Genomic DNA, 15,791 nt, shown 5'->3' with positions numbered 1-15,791 from the left:
TCCTGGTCATGACGATCGTGCACCACCCGCACGACGCGCGGATCTACCTGCGGCAGATCGGCGCCCTGCTGGAGGCCGGCTGGGAGGTCACCTACGCCGCGCCGTTCACGGACTACGGCCTGCCCGCGCGGGACGAGCGGCTGACCCGGACCGTGGACCTGCGCCGCTCCTCGGGCCGGCGGCGCCTAGGCGCGGCATACCGTGCCCGGTCGGTGCTGCGCGAGCTCGGCCCGCAGCACGACCTGGTGCTGCTGCACGACCCGGAGCTGGTGCCCTGGACCCTCGGCCTGAGCCTGCCGCCCGTGGTGTGGGACGTGCACGAGGACACCCCGGCGACGATCGCCATCCGCACCTGGGTCCCGGACTCCAGCCGCTCGGTGCTGGCCCGCGCCGCGGTCGGCCTGGAGCGGCACGCGGAGCGAAGGATGCACCTGCTGCTGGCCGACGACCACTACGCCGACCGCTTCGCCAGGGCCCACCCGGTGATCCGCAACACCACCGTGGTGCCGGACGCGCCGGTCCCGGCGGGTGCGCGGGACGCCGAGGGCGTCCAGCGGGTGATGTATCTCGGGTCGGTCACGGTCGAGCGTGGCGTGCACGAGATGGTCGCCCTCGGTGGACGGCTGCGGGCGCAGACCGGGGGCCGGGTGCGGCTCGAGGTCATCGGCCCGGCCCACGGCGCTGCCGTGGCCGTCCTCGAGGCAGCGGTGCGTCGCGGCGACCTGCGGTGGCACGGCTTCGTCCCGGGTCACCAGGCCTTGCAGCTGCTCGACGGCGCGCTCGCCGGGCTGTCCCTGCTGCACGACGAGGCGAACTTCCGGCCGAGCATGCCCACCAAGGTGATCGAGTACCTCGCCCACGGGGTCCCGGCGATCACCACCCCCCTGCCGGTGCCCGCCCGGCTGGTCGAGCGCTCCGGTGCCGGCGTGGTGGTGCCCTTCGGGGACGTGGAGGAGACGCTCGCCACGATCCTGCGCTGGTCGGCGGACCCGGGCGAGGCGGCGACGCTGGGGAGCCGTGGCCACGCCGTGGCGCGGGAGGAGTTCGACTGGACCCGGCTCGGGCCGGACTTCGTGACCGTCCTGGAGCAGCTCGCGGACGACGGCGGCGTTCAGTCGCGACCGTAGAGGTCCCGGGTGTAGAGCTTGTCGCCGAACTCGTCGCTGTGCTCGTCCAGCCGGTTGGCGATGATGACGTCGGCCGCGTCGGTGAACGAGGGCAGGTCGCGCAGCACGCGGCACCCCTGGAAGGTGTCGCCCTCGTAGGAGGGCTCGTAGATGACGATCTCGACGCCGCGGGCCTGCAGCCGGGACATGACGCCCTGGACGCTGGAGGCCCGGAAGTTGTCCGACCCGGCCTTCATGATGAGGCGGTAGATCCCGACCCGGCCCGGGTGCCGGTCCAGGATGTCGGCCGCGATGAAGTCCATCCGGGTGGTGTTGGCGTCGACGACCGCGGTGATGAGGGTCTGCGGCACGGTGCCGTAGTTGGCCAGCAGCTGCCGGGTGTCCTTGGGCAGGCAGTAGCCGCCGTAGCCGAAGCTCGGGTTGTTGTAGTGGGCGCCGATCCTGGGGTCCAGGCCGACACCCTCGATGATCTGCCGGCTGTCCAGCTCCCGCGTCTGGGCGTAGGTGTCCAGCTCGTTGAAGAAGGCGACCCGCATCGCCAGGTAGGTGTTGGCGAACAGCTTGATCGCCTCCGCCTCGGTGGATCCCGTCAGCAGGACCGGCACCTCGTCGTCCAGCGCACCCTCGAGCAGCAGGTCGGCGAAGCGCCGACCGCGGTCGGTCGGGTCGCCCACGATGATGCGGGAGGGGTGCAGGTTGTCGTGCAGCGCGCGGCCCTCGCGCAGGAACTCGGGGCTGAAGAGGATGTCCGCGTCCGGGTGCTCCGCGCGCAACCCCTCGGTGTATCCCACCGGGATGGTGGACTTGATGGCGATCGCGGCCCGCGGGTTGATCCGGCGCACGTCGGAGATGACGGCCTCGACGCTGCGGGTGTCGAAGAAGTTGGTCTCGGTGTCGTAGTCGGTCGGCGTCGCGACGACCACCCACTCGGCGTCGGCGTAGGCCTCCTCCGGGTCGGTCGTGGCGCGCAGGTCCAGCTCGCGCGAGGCGAGGTAGTCGCTGGTCTCCGGGTCCTGGATCGGGCTGCGGCGGGCGTTGATCTGGTCGACCTTGGCGGGGTCGATGTCCAGGGCGGACACCTCGTGGTGCTGGGCCAGGATGACGGCCAGGGACATCCCCACGTAGCCGGTGCCGGCGACGGCGATCTTCATGCTTCTCCCTCTCCTCGGTCCGGACAGTATGTCGTGAGGCAGGTGAGAGGCGGATGAGGACCCGGCTGATTAGGTGGTGCCCCGGCGCGGCCGGTATCGTGGTCGGGTTCATCGCGTTCCGCGACCCCGGGTCATCCCCGACGGCTGTGGACGACGCCTGCACGGACCATCACGACGGTGGCATCCTGGCAGGGGGCGGTGAGACGTGTGAAACCCTCCTGTCACGGAGAGACCGTGACCGCTACAGACCGAAGGAGGTGGGTCTTCAGCATGCGTCAGTACGAACTCATGATCATCCTCGAGCCCGAGACCGAGGAGCGCACCCTCCAGCCCACGCTGGAGAAGATGCTCGCCGTCGTCGGCAAGGATGGTGGCTCCGTCGACGAGATCGACATCATGGGCCGCCGCCGGCTCGCCTACGAGATCAAGAAGCAGGCCGAGGGCATCTACGCCGTGGTGCAGATGACCGCCGAGCCCGCGACCGCCCAGGAGCTGGACCGCCAGCTGGGCCTGAACGAGTCCGTCCTGCGGACCAAGCTGCTGCGCCGCGACGCCTGAGTCGCGACCCGGCATACCCGAGCGCCCCACCCGCCAGACGTCAACGCTAGGAGCACCTGAGATGGCCGGAGAGACTCCGATCACCGTCGTCGGCAACCTGACCGCCGACCCCGAGCTGCGCTTCACCCCCAGTGGTGCGGCGGTCGCGAACTTCACCGTGGCCTCCACCCCGCGGCAGTTCGACCGGCAGAGCAACGACTGGAAGGACGGGGAGACGCTGTTCATGCGCTGCTCCGTGTGGCGCGAGGCTGCCGAGCACGTCTCGGAGTCGCTGCACCGCGGTGACCGCGTCATCGCCACCGGCCGGCTGGTGTCCCGCTCCTGGCAGACGCCGGAGGGCGAGAACCGCACGGTCATGGAGATGCAGGTCGACGAGGTCGGCCCGTCCATGCGGTATGCCACGGCCCAGGTCACCAAGGCCCAGCGCGGCCAGGGTGGCTCCGGCGGCGGTTGGCAGGGAGGCGGCTCCGGCGGCCAGGGCGGCCCGCAGGGTGGCCAAGGCGGCCAGGGCGGCGGCCAGCAGGCCGGCGGCCCGGGCCAGCAGTCCTCCGGCACCGACCCGTGGGCCACCGGCGGCAACAGCAGCACCGGCGGCAACGCCGGCAACTCCGGTGGGGGCTCCGGCTGGGGCGGCGCGCCGTCCTACGACGAGCCGCCGTTCTGACCGACGACCCACCACCAGCACACACAGATCACACCCACCATCCCGAGCGATGCGCTCGGGCTCTCACGAAAGGGGAGAGCACCACGATGGCCAAGCCCGTCATGCGTAAGCCGAAGAAGAAGGCGAACCCGCTCAAGTCCGCCAAGATCGAGGCGATCGACTACAAGGACACCGCGCTGCTGCGCAAGTTCATCTCCGACCGGGGCAAGATCCGCGCCCGTCGGGTGACCGGCGTCTCCGTCCAGGAGCAGCGCCTGATCGCCAACGCCGTGAAGAACGCCCGCGAGATGGCGCTGCTGCCCTACAGCAGCTCCGCCCGCTGAGCCCGGTCGCACCAGGAGCGCATCATGAAGATCATTCTGACCCAGCCCGTCACGGGCCTCGGTGACGCCGGTGACGTCCTCGACGTCAAGGACGGCTACGCGCGCAACTTCCTGCTGCCCCGCAAGGTGGCCACCGCCTGGACCAAGGGCGGGCAGAAGCAGGTCGACGCGATCAAGGCCGGCCGGGAGAAGCGCGCCGTCAGGAGCGCCGAGGACGCCGCGGCCGCCAAGGCCCGGCTCGAGGGTTCTCCGGTGACCGTGACCGCCCGCGCCGGGGACAGCGGCCGCCTCTTCGGCGCCGTCACCCCCTCCGAGATCGCCGAGGCGATCGCGGCCGGCGGCGGCCCCGCGGTGGACAAGCGCCGGATCGAGGTCCGCACCCCGATCCGCAACATCGGTGACCACGCCGTGCACGTGCACCTGCACGACGACGTGGACGCCGACGTGACCGTGAGCGTGGTCGCCGCCTCCTGAGCGGCGCTCCGCGCCTCGCGCACGCATATCGGACGGCCCCGGTTTCTCCACGAGGAGCCGGGGCCGTCGGCATACCGCGGTCTCGGAGACCGTCTTCCATGCCCTTCCCGGCGCCCCTCCCGAATTCGACTACTCGAATCATCGCCATGGCGACGATTCGAGTAGTCGAATTCGTAGGTCAGTCGCTGGGGGCGAGGGCCTGCGCCTCCTGCGCCTCGGTGAGGAAGCCCTCCTCGACGAGCCAGTCGAAGGCGACCTGGCCGGGCTCGCGGCCGTCCACGTCGATCTGCGCGTTGAGCTCGAGCAGCACCTCGTCCGTCAGCGCCTCGCTGACCGGCCCGAAGAGCCCCTCGACCTGGGGATACTCCGCGAGCAGCTCCTCCTGCACCACCGGCGAGAGGTTGTATGCCGGGAAGAACTTGCGGTCGTCCTCCAGCACCACCAGCTCCAGCGCCTGGATCCGGCCGTCGGTCGTGAAGACCTCGCCGAAGGTGCAGTCGCCCTGCGCGGTGGCGGCGTAGATGGCGCCGGTGTCGTAGAGCCGCACGTTGTCGTCCGGGACCCCGTCCCCACGGGGGATGTCGTAGGTCTCCAGCATCGGCCCGAAGCCGTCGTTGCGGTTGTTGAACTCCGACTCCACGCAGAAGGTGCGTTCCTCCTCCGGGATGTCCTGGATCTCGGAGAGCTTGGTGATGCCGAGCTCGTCGGCGCTCTCCTGCGTCATCGCGAAGCCGTAGGTGTTGTTCATCGGCGCGGGCGGCAGCCAGACCAGGTCGAACTCGGCGTCCGCCTCCTTCACCGCCTGCCACTGCTCCTGCTCGTCCGGGATCGGGTCGGTCTCGCCCAGGTAGGCGATCCAGGCGGTCCCGGTGTACTCCCACACCATGTCCAGCTCGTCGCCGAGCAGCGCCTGCCGGGTGCTCGAGGAGCCGGGGATGTTGGTGTAGTCCTGCACCTGGGCCCCGGCCGACTTGAAGAGGATGACGGCCATCTTGCCCACGAGCAGCTGCTCGGAGAAGTTCTTGCTGCCGACGGCGACCTCCGCGTCCTCCATCGTCGGCACCTCGGCCAGCGGCCCGGCGAGCTCGCCGCTGGGCACGAAACCGCCCCCGGTGCCGAGCCCGCAGCCGGCCAGCCCGAGCGAGAGCAGAGCCGCGCCGCTCGCCGCGGCCAGCCGCCTACCTCCTGTGCGGTGAGCCATCACATCCCCTTCGGTGTCGCGAGGAACTCCAGGACGCGCCCGGCCCAGTCCACGAGCAGCGCCAGCACCGCCATGAGCAACCCGCCGCTGATGAGGATCGGGCTGCGGAACAACGTGATCCCGACGACGATGAGCGCCCCGAGGCCGCCGGCGCTGATGAAGGTGCCGAAGGCGGCGGTGCCGACCAGCAGCACCAGGGCGGTGCGGACGCCGGTCATGATGACCGGCATCGCCAGCGGCAGCTCCACCCGGCGCAGCACGGTCGCGTTGGACATCCCCGTGCCCCGCGCCGCCTCGACCAGGGTGGGGTCCACCGACTGCAGCCGGACGATGGTGTTGCGCAGCACGGGGAGGAAGGAGTAGAGCGACAGGGCCAGGATCGCCGTCCAGAAGCCGAACGAGAGCCACATCGCGAAGAGCACGATGACGCCGATCACCGGGGCGGCCTGCCCGGCGTTGGCGACGCCGACGACGGGCGTCGCGAAACGCTTCATGCCGGGCCGGGTGAGCGCGATGCCGATCGGCACGGCGGTGGCGACCACGACGAGGGCGCCGACGACCGTCAGCAGCAGGTGCTCGCCGGCGAGGGTGAGGATGTTGCCCCAGGCCAGGGCGCGGCTCTCGATGTCGTCGAGGTCGGCGGTGGCCCGCCAGATGGCCCAGGCCCCGAGCACGACGGCGCACAGGATCGGCAGCCCCAGGAGCAGCCCGAGGTCCTCCCGGGACAGGCGGGACCTGCGCTCGGACCGTGCGGTGGTGGTCTCGGTGGACATGGTGGCTCAGCTGCCCTCGGTGTCGGCGGGGGCCGCGGTCGCGTGCTCCAGGTCGGCGTCGTCGGGCGCCTGGGCGATGGCGTCGCCGCTGGTCTCCTGGGCCTGCTGGTTCTTGCTCGTGATGAGGGAGGTCACCGCGGAGAACGTCGCGACCCCGACGTAGCGGTCCTGGGCGCCGGTGACCGGCACGCCGTCATGGGTGGAGACGAGCATGGAGTCGAGGGCGTCGTTGAGGGTGGCCTGCTGGCTGATCGTGATGAGGTCGCGCTCGTCCGCGGGCTCGCGCACGGTCTCGCCCTGGAGGGCGCGGAGCCACAGCCAGTCGACGGGACGCTCCTGCTCGTCCAGGACGACGACCGAGGTATGCCCGGCGCTGGTCGCGCGCTGCTTGGCGTCCGCCACCGACTCGCCGACCTTGACGCTGGTCTGGTCGTAGAGGTCGACCTCGGCGACGCGGGACAGGCTCAGCGACTTCAGCGCCGAGCCGGCTCCGACGAAGTCCTCGACGAAGGTGTTGGCCGGGGCGGCGAGGACGTTCTCCGGGGTGTCGTACTGCGCGATCTTCGCGCCCTCGGTGAGGATGAGGATCCGGTCGCCGAGCTTGACCGCCTCGTCGATGTCGTGGGTCACGCAGACGATGGTCTTGCGCAGCTCCTCCTGGATGGACAACAGCTCGTCCTGCAGCCGCTGACGGGTGATCGGGTCGACCGCACCGAAGGGCTCGTCCATGAGGATCACCGGCGGGTCGGCCGCCAGGCCGCGCGCGACGCCGACCCGCTGCTGCTGGCCGCCGGAGAGCTCGCGGGGGAACCGGTCGCGGTAGCGGTCCGGCTTGAGGCCGACCAGGTCGAGCAGCTCGTCGACGCGCTCGGCCGTGCGCTGCTTGTCCCAGCCGAGCAGGCCGGGCACCAGCCCGATGTTCTGCTTCACGGTCATGTGCGGGAAGAGCGAGCCGCCCTGGATGACGTAGCCCACGTGCCGGCGCAGCTCGTCGGCGTTCTTGGCCCGGATGTCCTCGCCGTCGATCGTGATGGTGCCGGACGTCGGCTCGTGCAGCCGGTTGATCATCTTCAGCGACGTGGTCTTGCCGCAGCCCGAAGGACCGACGAACATGACGATCTCGCCGGCGGGGATGGTGAGGGAGAGGTGGTCGACGGCCGGCTGGGAGGTGCCGGCATACGTCTTGACGATGTCGTCGAAGACGATCTCGACGCCGCTGACGGCGTCGCCGCGCTCGGTGGACGGGGAGCTGGTGGACTGGGTCATGAGACGCGGATCCCCTCCGAGGTGGTGACCCGCCCGAGCACGAGCAGCAGTGCGTCGAGCAGGAGGGCGAGGATGATGATGGCGATGGTGGCGACGAGGGCGTAGTTGACGGCGTTGACGCCGCCGATCTGGGTGAGGCCGGTGAAGATGTAGCTGCCGAGCCCGGGACCGAGGGCATACGCCGCGATCGCCGCGACACCCATGGACATCTGGGTGGAGACCCGGAGCCCGGCCAGGATGACCGGCCAGGCCAGGGGCAGGCGGACCCGGCGGAACGTCGTCCAGCCGTTCATCCCCATGCCGCGCGCGGACTCCACGAGATTGCGGTCCACTCCCTGGAGACCGACCACGGCGTTGCGCAGGATCGGCAGGCTGGCGTAGAAGGTCACCACCACGACGGCGGGGATGGTGCCGATCCCGACGACGGGGAGCATGATGCCGAGCAGGGCGAGCGAGGGGATGGTGAGCCCGACGCTGCTGACGAAGTTGGCCACCGGCTCGAGCCGCCGGTAGCTCGTCACGAGCAGGGCGAGGGCGATGGCGATCACCGTCGCCAGGGCGACGGACTGCACGACCAGGCTCACGTGCTGGTAGGACCGGTAGGCGATGTCCAGCCAGCGATCGGTGACGAACTGCCACACAGCGCACCCTGCCTGGCGGGATCTCGGAGACGTCGGCCCGGCCGCGGTCGGGCCGACCGGTCCCCCATCTATGCGGGTCTCCGGCGGGATTGCAAGCGGAAGTGACCCGTCGGTCACGGTCGGGTCACGATGCGGTGACGACTGCGATCCTTGAGGACGCAGAGGGTTGTTCTCCCGCGGATCCGCGGGACGATTCGCGCGCGCGGGCGCGCGCCAGGGGCGGGCGACGGGTCCGATAGACTTGGGGGACGCGTCATACACATTCTGGGAGGTCAGCATGGTCCTGACCTTCATCGGAATGCACCTCCTCGCCGCGGTCCTCGCCGGCCCGCTCGTGCGGACGCTGGGGAGGCGGGGGTTCGCTGTGCTGGCGCTGGTCCCGGCCGGGACCGCCGCATGGGTGGCCACGGCCCTCCTCGGACCGGTCCGGGTGGAGCGCACCGGCTGGGTCGGCGAGCTCGGTCTCGAGCTGTCCTTCCGGCTCGACACCCTCGCCGTGGTGATGAGCCTGATCGTCTCCGGCATCGGTGCCCTGGTCCTGCTCTACTGCGCGGCCTACATCGACCCGCGCTCCACCGCGGGGAGCCCCCGGCTGCTCGGCGGGGCCCTCGTCGGCTTCGCCGGGGCGATGCTCGGGCTGGTCACCACCGACGACCTGCTGCTGCTCTACGTCTTCTGGGAGATCACGACGATCCTGTCCTACCTGCTCGTCGGCTACCTGACGACGAGTGCGGTCAGCACCCGGGCGGCCCGCCAGGCCCTGCTCGTCACCGCCGCCGGCGGTCTGACGATGCTGGTCGGCCTGGTGCTGCTGGGCGAGGGCGCGGGGACCTACCGGATCAGCGAGCTGGTCGCCGGACCAGGGGCCTCGGGTGCCGCCGTGGCGTGGGGCGTCGGTCTGCTGCTCGTGGGTGCGGTGACCAAGTCGGCCCTGGTGCCGTTCCACTTCTGGCTGCCGGGCGCGATGGCTGCGCCCACACCGGTCAGCGCCTACCTGCACGCCGCGGCGATGGTCAAGGCGGGCGTCTACCTGGTCGCGCGCTTCGCGCCGGGGTATGCCGACCTGCCGGTCTGGCAGGTCATGGTGCTCGTCCTGGGGTCGGCGACGATGCTGTTGGGCGGCTTCCGCGCGACCCGGCAGACCGACCTCAAGCTGCTGCTGGCCTACGGCACCGTCAGCCAGCTGGGCATGCTCGTGCTGCTGGTGGGCTACGGCAGCGAGGCCGCCGCGCTGGCCGGGCTCACGCTGCTCGTCGGTCACGCGTTGTTCAAGTCCTCGCTCTTCCTGGCGACGGGGGCGATCGACCACGCCACCGGGACCCGTGACATCCGGCGGCTGCACGGCGTCGGGCGCGCCGCCCCGTGGCTCGCCCTGGCCGGGGTGCTGGCGGCCATGTCGATGGCCGGGCTGCCGGTGCTCATCGGCTTCGTCGGCAAGGAGGCGGCGCTCGCCGCCCTGCTGGAGCCCGCCCCGGGCTGGCTGTCCCTGCAGGGGGTCGCGGCCGCGTCCTTCGTCGCCGGGTCCGTGCTCACCGTCGCCTACTCGCTGCGCTACGTGGTGGGGGCCTTCGGCCCCGGGTCTCCGGGTGGCGGGAGCGCACCAGGGGCGGGCTCGGGCGCGCACTCCTGGCACGCACCCGGACCCCTCCTCGTCGGCATCCCGCTCGCCCTGGCGCTGGGCGGCCTCGCCCTCGGCGTGACCTCCACCGCGCTCGAGGAGGTGCTGGCGCGGCATACCTCCACGGTGTCCCTGCTGCCCGGCCCCGAGGTCCACCTCGGCCTGTGGCACGGGCTGTCGCTGCCGCTGCTCGTCTCCGTCTGCGTGTGGGTCCTCGGCGCGCTCTGGTGGTGGCGGACGAGGGACCCGGAGCGCGCGACGGCACCGTTGGTGCGGGTGGATGCGGGCCGCGCCTACGACCGGCTGATGCGGGGCGTGGACCGGGCCGCGCTGGAGAGCACCGGCTTCCTGTCCCGCGGGTCGCTGCCGGTCCTGCTGGGGACCATCTTCGTGGTGCTGCTCGTCCTGCCCGGGCTGCAGCTCGCGCTGGGCGGGACGACCTGGCCCTCGCGGCTCCGGCTCGCGGACAGCGCGGCCCAGGTGGCCGTGGCGCTGCTCGTCATCGCCGCCGCCGTCCTCGCGACCCGGGCGCGCCGCCGGCTCCGGGCCGTCTTCCTCGTGGGCGTCACCGGCTACGGCTGCGCCATGCTCTTCCTGCTGCACGGTGCACCCGACCTGGCGCTGACCCAGATCCTGGTCGAGACCGTCTCGCTCGTCGTGCTGGTCCTGGTGCTGCGGCGGCTGTCGGGACGCTTCCCGGACGACCCGAGCGTGCTCACCCGGCGGCTGCGGGCGGCGCTGGGGGCCGGGGTCGGGCTGGTGGTCGGGCTGCTCGCCGTCGTCGCCACCTCGTCCCGCATCCATGAGCCGGCCGGGGCAGGTCTGCCCGAACGGTCGGTCGACTACGGCGCGGGGAAGAACATCGTCAACGTCATCCTCGTCGACATCCGCGCGTGGGACACCATGGGCGAGCTCTCCGTGGTGCTGGCCTGCGCGACCGGCGTGGCGAGCCTGGTCTGGCTGCGCGAGGAGGCGCTCGAGGGGGTGCGCAAGGGGCTCCGCTCGGCCCGCGGGGCCCGGGCGGGGTGGCGCGCCCGGCCGGTCCCGACGGACACCGGGTCGCTCCCGACCAGCCGGTGGATCGCGGTGGCGGACCGGCTCGACCCGGAGCGGCGCTCGGTCATCCTGGAGATCGTCACCCGGATGGTCTTCCACACCATCCTGCTCTGGTCGGTCTACCTGCTGCTCGCCGGCCACAACCAGCCGGGCGGAGGCTTCGCGGCCGGGATCGTGGCCGGCCTGGCGCTGTGCCTGCGCTTCCTGGCGGGTCGCGGCTACGAGCTCGGTGCCGCGCTCCCGGTGATGCCCGCGGCCGTGCTCGGCACCGGCCTGTTCATCGCCGCGGGCTCGGCCGTCATCCCGATGCTGCTCGGGTCGCCGGCCCTGCGGACCTGGGACGCCTACCTCACGATCCCGCTGGTCGGGGAGGTGCACCTGGTCACCTCGTTGCTCTTCGACCTCGGTGTCTACCTCGTGGTGATCGGGCTGATGCTCGACGTGCTGCGCAGCCTCGGGTCCGGGCTGGACGCCCAGATCGCGACCGAGCGCGAGACGGCCGGCAGGGGGACCCGATGACCGCCAACCTGACCCTCGTCGTGGTGGCCAGCGTGCTCGTCGGCACCGGGGCATACCTCTTCCTGTCCCGCTCCCTGATCCGCGCGCTCATGGGCTTCCTGCTCATGGGCAACGGCGTCAACCTGCTCTTCGTCATCGGCTCCGGGCCGGCCGGGTCGCCGCCGATCGTGGGCGCCGGGGACGGGGGGCCGATGGCCGACCCGGTGCCGCAGGCCCTGGTCCTGACCGCCATCGTCATCACCCTGGCGATGACGGCCTTCGTGCTCGCGCTGGCGCACCGGAGCTGGCAGCTGGCGCGGGACGACCTCGTCACCGACGACACCGAGTCGGCCCGGATCCACGCCCGGGCCGAGATCGAGGACGGCGGGGACGTGGCGGAGGGGGAGGAGTCGCCGTGAGTCCGGACTACGCCCCGCTGGTGCCGCTCATGGTGGTGCTGCCGCTCATCGGTGCCGGCCTGACGCTCGCGGCCGCCGGCCGCACCGTCGTGCAGCGCGCCGTGAGCCTCACAGTCCTCGTCGGGATGACGGGCCTGGCGGCGGTGCTGCTGTGGGCGGCGGACACCCAGGGCCCGCAGGTGGTCTTCGTCGGGGGCTGGACGGCCACCGAGGGCATCGTGCTCGTGGTGGACCGGCTGGCCGCCCTCATGATCATCGTGTCCAGCGTGGTCATGCTCGCGGTGCTGTCCTACTCCGTCGGTCAGGGCGCCAGCAGCTTCGACGAGGAGAGCGACGGGCACTCACCGCTGCCGGTCTTCCACCCCGCCCTGCTGGTGCTCGCGGCCGGGGTCACCACCACCTTCATCTCGGGCGACCTGTTCCACCTCTACGTCGGTTTCGAGATGCTGCTGTCCGCCAGCTTCGTGCTGCTCACGCTGGGCGGCACGGTGGAGCGGGTCCGGGCCGGCACGACCTACGTCCTGGTCTCGTTGCTGAGCTCGGTGATCTTCCTCGCCGCGATCGGGCTGGTGTATGCCGCCACCGGCACGATCAACCTGGCGCTGCTGAGCGAGCGGCTGGGGGAGATCCCGCTGGGCACGGTGGCGCTGCTCAACCTGATGCTGCTCATCGGCTTCGCGGTCAAGGCGGCGGTCTTCCCCATGTCGGGCTGGCTGCCGGAGTCCTACCCGACCGCGCCCGCGCCGGTCACCGCCGTCTTCGCCGGCCTGCTCACCAAGGTCGGTGTCTACGCGATGATCCGGACCCAGACCCTGCTCTTCCCGCAGGCGCGGTTCGACGACCTGCTGCTGGTGGCCGCCCTGCTGACGATGATCGTGGGGATCCTGGGGGCCATCGCGCAGGACGACATCAAGCGGATGCTGAGCTTCACCCTGGTCAGCCACATCGGCTTCCTCATCTTCGGCATCGCCGTCGGGAGCACCCACGGCCTGGCCTCGGCCATCTTCTACGTCATCCACCACATCACCGTGCAGACGACCCTCTTCCTCGTCCTGGGGCTGGTCGAGCGCGTCGGCGGGTCCTCGGACACCACGAAGCTCGGTGACCTGGCCCGGATCTCCCCGGTCGTGGGCGTGCTCTTCTTCGTGCCCGCGATGAACCTCGCCGGCATCCCGCCGTTCAGCGGCTTCCTCGGCAAGGTGGGGCTGGTGCAGGCCGGGGTCGCGGAGGGGTCGTGGCTGGCGCTGCTGCTCGTGGCCGGGTCGGTGCTGACCTCCCTGCTCACCCTGTATGCCGTCGCCAAGGTGTGGGGGCGCGCGTTCTGGTCCGAGAACGTCGCGGGGATCACCGGCGGCGGGCCGCTGCGGGGCGGGCACCACCAGGCGCTGGAGGCCGGGGTGCTGGTGCCCACCGCCGCCCTGGTCGTGGTCGGCCTGGCGCTGACCGTGCTGGCCGGGCCGCTCTTCGACGTGGCGACCCGGGCGGCGGTCGACCTGACGCTGCGCGAGCCCTACCTGCTCGCGGTGCTCGGGAGCGGGGGAGCGCCGTGAGCGCGGGAGGCGTGGGTGCGCGCGACCGGCTGAGCAGGGCCCGGCGCCGACTGCCCGGGGTGTCGCCCGCGGCGGTGCTCTGGCTGACGGCGGTCTGGGTGCTGCTCTGGGGCAGCCTCGACGTGCTCAACGTCGTCGGCGGGGTGCTGGTGGCCCTCGTCGTGCTCGTGCTCTTCCCGCTGCCTCGGGTGGACCTGCGGCTGCGGCTGCGGCCGCTGGCGTTCACGATCCTGGTCGTCCGCTTCCTGGCCGACCTAGTTCGGGCCTCGGTCGAGGTGGCCTGGCTGGCGGTGCGACCGGGACCGGTGAGTCGTGGTGTGGTGATGGACCTGGAGCTGGCCAGCGACGACGCCTTCCTGCAAACCCTCACCGCCGAGATGGTCTCGCTCGTCCCCGGCTCGGTGGTGATCGACCTCGAGCCGGGCACCCGCCTGCTCACCCTGCACGCCCTCGGGGTGCGCACCCGCGCGCAGGCCGAGCGGGTGCGGCACAAGGTGCGCGCGCAGGAGGCGCGGGTGCTGCGGGCGCTGCACCCCGACCCGGAGGCGCTGCTCGACCCACGGCGCCGACGGCATACCCCGGGCGCGGAGGTGACCGGATGACCCTGGACCTGCTGGAGGTGGTGCTGACCTGGCTGGTCGGTGGACTGCTCGCGGCCTCCGCCGCCCTGACCCTGGTGCGCATCACCATCGGCCCGAGCGTGCTGGACCGGGTGATCGCGACCGACGTGCTCGTCTCGATCGTCGTGTGCGCGCTCGGGGCCTACGCCGCGCTGACCGACGCCTGGACCACGCTGCCGCTGCTCATCTCGCTGTCGCTGGTGGGCTTCCTCGGGTCGGTCGCGGTGGCCCGCTTCGTGGCGCGCGACCGCGACGCCCCGGCCCCCGACCCGGTGCCCGACCGGCTGGAGGAGGAGTCGTGACCCTCACCGACGCCCTCGACGTCCTCGGGCTGGTCTTCCTGCTCCTCGGGGCGCTGCTCTGCCTGGCCGCGGCGATCGGGCTGCTCCGCTTCCCCGACCTGCTCACCCGGATGCACGCGGGCACCAAGCCGCAGGTCCTGGGCCTGCTGCTGGTGCTCGTCGGGGTCGGCCTGCGCAGCCGCTCCGGCCTCGACGTGGGGATGCTGCTGCTCATCGGCGTCTTCCAGCTGCTGACCATCCCGGCCGGGTCGCACATGGTCGGCCGGGCCGGCTTCCGCACCGGCCAGGTCGCCCCCACCGACATCCACCCCGGCCGCCGGGACGACCCCGCCTGACCGGGCACCGACACGCCCAGCCCTGCCGCACCCGGCCGCCGACAGCCCGGCCCCCTCCTGCCCGATTTCGACCTCTCGAATGTCTGCCATGGCGACGCTTCGAGAGGTCGAAATCCTGCGGGTGGGGCGGCTGCCGGAATTCGACTGTGCTTCTGCCTGCCATGGCGACGCTTCGAGAGGTCGAAATCCGGCGGTGGGCGCGCAGGAGCAGGACCCGGCACCCACCTGAGCAGCTCACGCCCAGGGGATCAGCCGGCGCGGCGGGCGCCTTCCTCGAGGGCCTGGCGGAGCTGCCGGAAGAAGGGCTCCGGCGTCGTACGCAGGCCCAGCACCGGGATCTGCAGGCTGATGAGCGCCCGGTCGCGCAGCCCCAGGTCGTTGACCCGCAGGGCGTCGTCGATCACCGCCGTGCCCTGGTAGTGCTGCGCGCCGTGGATCTCGACGTGCACGCCGAGCTCTTCCCAGAGGACGTCGAGGTATACCTGTCCCTTCGGCCCCGTGCGCACGACCTGTCGGCTGGGTTCGGGCAGGCCGCGGTGGCGGCACGCCTGGGCGAAGTCGAGCTCGTTCAGGGAGTGCGCGCCGTCGCAGACGTCCCGGATGATCCCGTCCAGCACCGCCCGGCGGGCGGAGTACCCGACGGCGTCCCACCGGTCGAGGAGCGCCGCGGGCGGGACCAGCCGTTGCTGCACCGTCATCGCCACCAGGGTCGCCGCGGCACGGTCGGTGGTGGCCCACTGGGCTCCCCGGACGACGGCGACCTCGGATCGCGTGCGGCGCATGCCCTGGTCGATGCGCGGACCGGTGTCGCGCAGCCGGTGGTGCCGCACCCCTGGGAGGTCTCGCACGATCGCGCCGTTGCGCACGCTGACGTGGATCAGGTCCTCCGTCCACCCGGTGAGGCCCGCGTCGATCAACGAGCTCGGACCGTCCAGCACGGCGCTGGCGCCGGACTCCCACAGCGCGCACCACGACGCGGCCCTCGGCCCGAGGTCGTCGACCTGCACGGTGTGCACGCCCCGCTTGCTCCACGCTCCCCGCTCGATCTCCACCAGGATCTGGCCGCGGGTGAGCCCGTGCCTGCCCAGCATCTTCAGCGTCACGACCCCGTCGTAGGGCGCGGCGAGCTCCCGCGCGAGGCGATGGCGGCGGTGGTGCTCCAGCCTGGCGAGAGCAGCGCGCTCGGTGCGGGACGGCATACCGCCAGTGTTGCCG

General features: G+C 71.9%; 17 protein-coding genes. 11 read left to right on the top strand and 6 right to left on the bottom strand.

Translation table 11 applies throughout. From position 1 onward, the window contains the following. Positions 1 to 8 precede the first annotated feature (8 nt). A complete protein-coding gene (locus FXF60_RS02705; RefSeq protein WP_202879531.1) occupies positions 9 to 1,127 on the top strand; it encodes a glycosyltransferase family 4 protein in 1,119 nt (372 codons plus the stop codon). Here FXF60_RS02705 and FXF60_RS02700 read toward each other — a convergent pair. Then, the gene (locus FXF60_RS02700; RefSeq protein WP_151523727.1) at positions 1,112 to 2,278 is read right to left on the bottom strand and encodes a nucleotide sugar dehydrogenase; all 1,167 of its coding nucleotides are present in this window, start codon (positions 2,276 to 2,278) and stop codon (positions 1,112 to 1,114) included. The two genes, FXF60_RS02705 and FXF60_RS02700, sit on opposite strands and share 16 nt — an antisense overlap. 270 nt (positions 2,279 to 2,548) lie before the next feature. Here FXF60_RS02700 and rpsF point away from each other — a divergent pair, with 270 nt between their 5' ends. The 4 genes from rpsF (at position 2,549) to rplI (ending at position 4,297) form a co-directional block, all read left to right on the top strand. Continuing rightward, on the top strand, positions 2,549 to 2,836 hold the full coding sequence (gene rpsF / locus FXF60_RS02695) for a 30S ribosomal protein S6 (RefSeq protein ID WP_151523726.1): 288 nt from the start codon (positions 2,549 to 2,551) through the stop codon (positions 2,834 to 2,836). Positions 2,837 to 2,897: 61 nt separating this feature from the next. After that, positions 2,898 to 3,500: a single-stranded DNA-binding protein gene (locus FXF60_RS02690; RefSeq protein WP_151523725.1), complete on the top strand. Its 603-nt coding sequence runs from the start codon at positions 2,898 to 2,900 to the stop codon at positions 3,498 to 3,500. An 86-nt stretch (positions 3,501 to 3,586) separates the two neighbouring features. Then, the gene (gene rpsR, locus FXF60_RS02685; protein ID WP_151523724.1) at positions 3,587 to 3,823 is read left to right on the top strand and encodes a 30S ribosomal protein S18; all 237 of its coding nucleotides are present in this window, start codon (positions 3,587 to 3,589) and stop codon (positions 3,821 to 3,823) included. A 24-nt stretch (positions 3,824 to 3,847) separates the two neighbouring features. Continuing rightward, the gene (rplI, locus tag FXF60_RS02680) at positions 3,848 to 4,297 is read left to right on the top strand and encodes a 50S ribosomal protein L9 (protein WP_192796564.1); all 450 of its coding nucleotides are present in this window, start codon (positions 3,848 to 3,850) and stop codon (positions 4,295 to 4,297) included. A gap of 178 nt (positions 4,298 to 4,475) precedes the next feature. Here rplI and FXF60_RS02675 read toward each other — a convergent pair whose 3' ends face one another. The 4 genes from FXF60_RS02675 to FXF60_RS02660 are packed head-to-tail and all read right to left on the bottom strand — an operon-like array spanning position 4,476 to position 8,178. After that, positions 4,476 to 5,498 carry a glycine betaine ABC transporter substrate-binding protein gene (locus tag FXF60_RS02675; RefSeq protein WP_151523722.1) on the bottom strand — a complete coding sequence of 341 codons (1,023 nt, stop codon included), beginning with the start codon at positions 5,496 to 5,498 and terminating at the stop codon, positions 4,476 to 4,478. Next, positions 5,498 to 6,271 (bottom strand): ABC transporter permease, encoded by a 774-nt coding sequence (locus tag FXF60_RS02670; protein WP_151523721.1) that lies wholly within the window; start codon positions 6,269 to 6,271, stop codon positions 5,498 to 5,500. The genes FXF60_RS02675 and FXF60_RS02670 overlap by 1 nt, the downstream gene beginning before the upstream one ends. Before the next feature lie 6 nt (positions 6,272 to 6,277). Then, on the bottom strand, positions 6,278 to 7,537 hold the full coding sequence (locus FXF60_RS02665; protein WP_151523720.1) for an ABC transporter ATP-binding protein: 1,260 nt from the start codon (positions 7,535 to 7,537) through the stop codon (positions 6,278 to 6,280). Further along, complete coding sequence (locus FXF60_RS02660; protein WP_151523719.1) at positions 7,534 to 8,178, bottom strand: ABC transporter permease; 645 nt, start codon at positions 8,176 to 8,178, stop codon at positions 7,534 to 7,536. The genes FXF60_RS02665 and FXF60_RS02660 overlap by 4 nt, the downstream gene beginning before the upstream one ends. Before the next feature lie 277 nt (positions 8,179 to 8,455). Here FXF60_RS02660 and FXF60_RS02655 point away from each other — a divergent pair, with 277 nt between their 5' ends. The 6 genes from FXF60_RS02655 to mnhG are packed head-to-tail and all read left to right on the top strand — an operon-like array spanning position 8,456 to position 14,576. Continuing rightward, entirely contained in the window at positions 8,456 to 11,371 is a 2,916-nt protein-coding gene (locus FXF60_RS02655) for a Na+/H+ antiporter subunit A (protein WP_151523718.1), read from the top strand. Next, complete coding sequence (locus FXF60_RS02650) at positions 11,368 to 11,769, top strand: Na(+)/H(+) antiporter subunit C (protein WP_238335666.1); 402 nt, start codon at positions 11,368 to 11,370, stop codon at positions 11,767 to 11,769. Before FXF60_RS02655 ends, FXF60_RS02650 begins: the two co-directional genes overlap by 4 nt. Further along, entirely contained in the window at positions 11,766 to 13,319 is a 1,554-nt protein-coding gene (locus FXF60_RS02645) for a Na+/H+ antiporter subunit D (RefSeq protein ID WP_302849009.1), read from the top strand. Before FXF60_RS02650 ends, FXF60_RS02645 begins: the two co-directional genes overlap by 4 nt. Further along, positions 13,316 to 13,921, top strand: coding sequence for a Na+/H+ antiporter subunit E (locus FXF60_RS02640; protein WP_151523717.1), 606 nt, complete (start codon positions 13,316 to 13,318; stop codon positions 13,919 to 13,921). The genes FXF60_RS02645 and FXF60_RS02640 overlap by 4 nt, the downstream gene beginning before the upstream one ends. Continuing rightward, complete coding sequence (locus tag FXF60_RS02635) at positions 13,918 to 14,241, top strand: monovalent cation/H+ antiporter complex subunit F (protein WP_151523716.1); 324 nt, start codon at positions 13,918 to 13,920, stop codon at positions 14,239 to 14,241. Before FXF60_RS02640 ends, FXF60_RS02635 begins: the two co-directional genes overlap by 4 nt. Then, the gene (mnhG, locus tag FXF60_RS02630; RefSeq protein ID WP_151523715.1) at positions 14,238 to 14,576 is read left to right on the top strand and encodes a monovalent cation/H(+) antiporter subunit G; all 339 of its coding nucleotides are present in this window, start codon (positions 14,238 to 14,240) and stop codon (positions 14,574 to 14,576) included. The genes FXF60_RS02635 and mnhG overlap by 4 nt, the downstream gene beginning before the upstream one ends. A gap of 248 nt (positions 14,577 to 14,824) precedes the next feature. Here the strand turns inward: mnhG and FXF60_RS02625 are convergent, their stop codons facing one another. Then, positions 14,825 to 15,775, bottom strand: a complete 951-nt coding sequence (locus FXF60_RS02625; protein ID WP_151523714.1) for a hypothetical protein — start codon at positions 15,773 to 15,775, stop codon at positions 14,825 to 14,827. Positions 15,776 to 15,791 lie beyond the last annotated feature (16 nt).

It is taken from the genome of Serinicoccus kebangsaanensis, assembly GCF_008919445.1.
GTDB lineage: Bacteria > Actinomycetota > Actinomycetes > Actinomycetales > Dermatophilaceae > Ornithinicoccus > Ornithinicoccus kebangsaanensis.
This window is presented reverse-complemented; position numbering and strand designations above follow the sequence as displayed.

What these genes read in the sequence shown, in the direction of transcription:
- FXF60_RS02705 (WP_202879531.1), top strand. Translation starts at nt 9, where the DNA reads ATGACGATCGTGCACCACCCGCACGACGCGCGGATCTACCTGCGGCAG.
- FXF60_RS02700 (WP_151523727.1), bottom strand. Translation starts at nt 2,278, where the DNA reads ATGAAGATCGCCGTCGCCGGCACCGGCTACGTGGGGATGTCCCTGGCC.
- rpsF (WP_151523726.1), top strand. Translation starts at nt 2,549, where the DNA reads ATGCGTCAGTACGAACTCATGATCATCCTCGAGCCCGAGACCGAGGAG.
- FXF60_RS02690 (WP_151523725.1), top strand. Translation starts at nt 2,898, where the DNA reads ATGGCCGGAGAGACTCCGATCACCGTCGTCGGCAACCTGACCGCCGAC.
- rpsR (WP_151523724.1), top strand. Translation starts at nt 3,587, where the DNA reads ATGGCCAAGCCCGTCATGCGTAAGCCGAAGAAGAAGGCGAACCCGCTC.
- rplI (WP_192796564.1), top strand. Translation starts at nt 3,848, where the DNA reads ATGAAGATCATTCTGACCCAGCCCGTCACGGGCCTCGGTGACGCCGGT.
- FXF60_RS02675 (WP_151523722.1), bottom strand. Translation starts at nt 5,498, where the DNA reads ATGGCTCACCGCACAGGAGGTAGGCGGCTGGCCGCGGCGAGCGGCGCG.
- FXF60_RS02670 (WP_151523721.1), bottom strand. Translation starts at nt 6,271, where the DNA reads ATGTCCACCGAGACCACCACCGCACGGTCCGAGCGCAGGTCCCGCCTG.
- FXF60_RS02665 (WP_151523720.1), bottom strand. Translation starts at nt 7,537, where the DNA reads ATGACCCAGTCCACCAGCTCCCCGTCCACCGAGCGCGGCGACGCCGTC.
- FXF60_RS02655 (WP_151523718.1), top strand. Translation starts at nt 8,456, where the DNA reads ATGGTCCTGACCTTCATCGGAATGCACCTCCTCGCCGCGGTCCTCGCC.
- FXF60_RS02650 (WP_238335666.1), top strand. Translation starts at nt 11,368, where the DNA reads ATGACCGCCAACCTGACCCTCGTCGTGGTGGCCAGCGTGCTCGTCGGC.
- FXF60_RS02635 (WP_151523716.1), top strand. Translation starts at nt 13,918, where the DNA reads ATGACCCTGGACCTGCTGGAGGTGGTGCTGACCTGGCTGGTCGGTGGA.
- FXF60_RS02625 (WP_151523714.1), bottom strand. Translation starts at nt 15,775, where the DNA reads ATGCCGTCCCGCACCGAGCGCGCTGCTCTCGCCAGGCTGGAGCACCAC.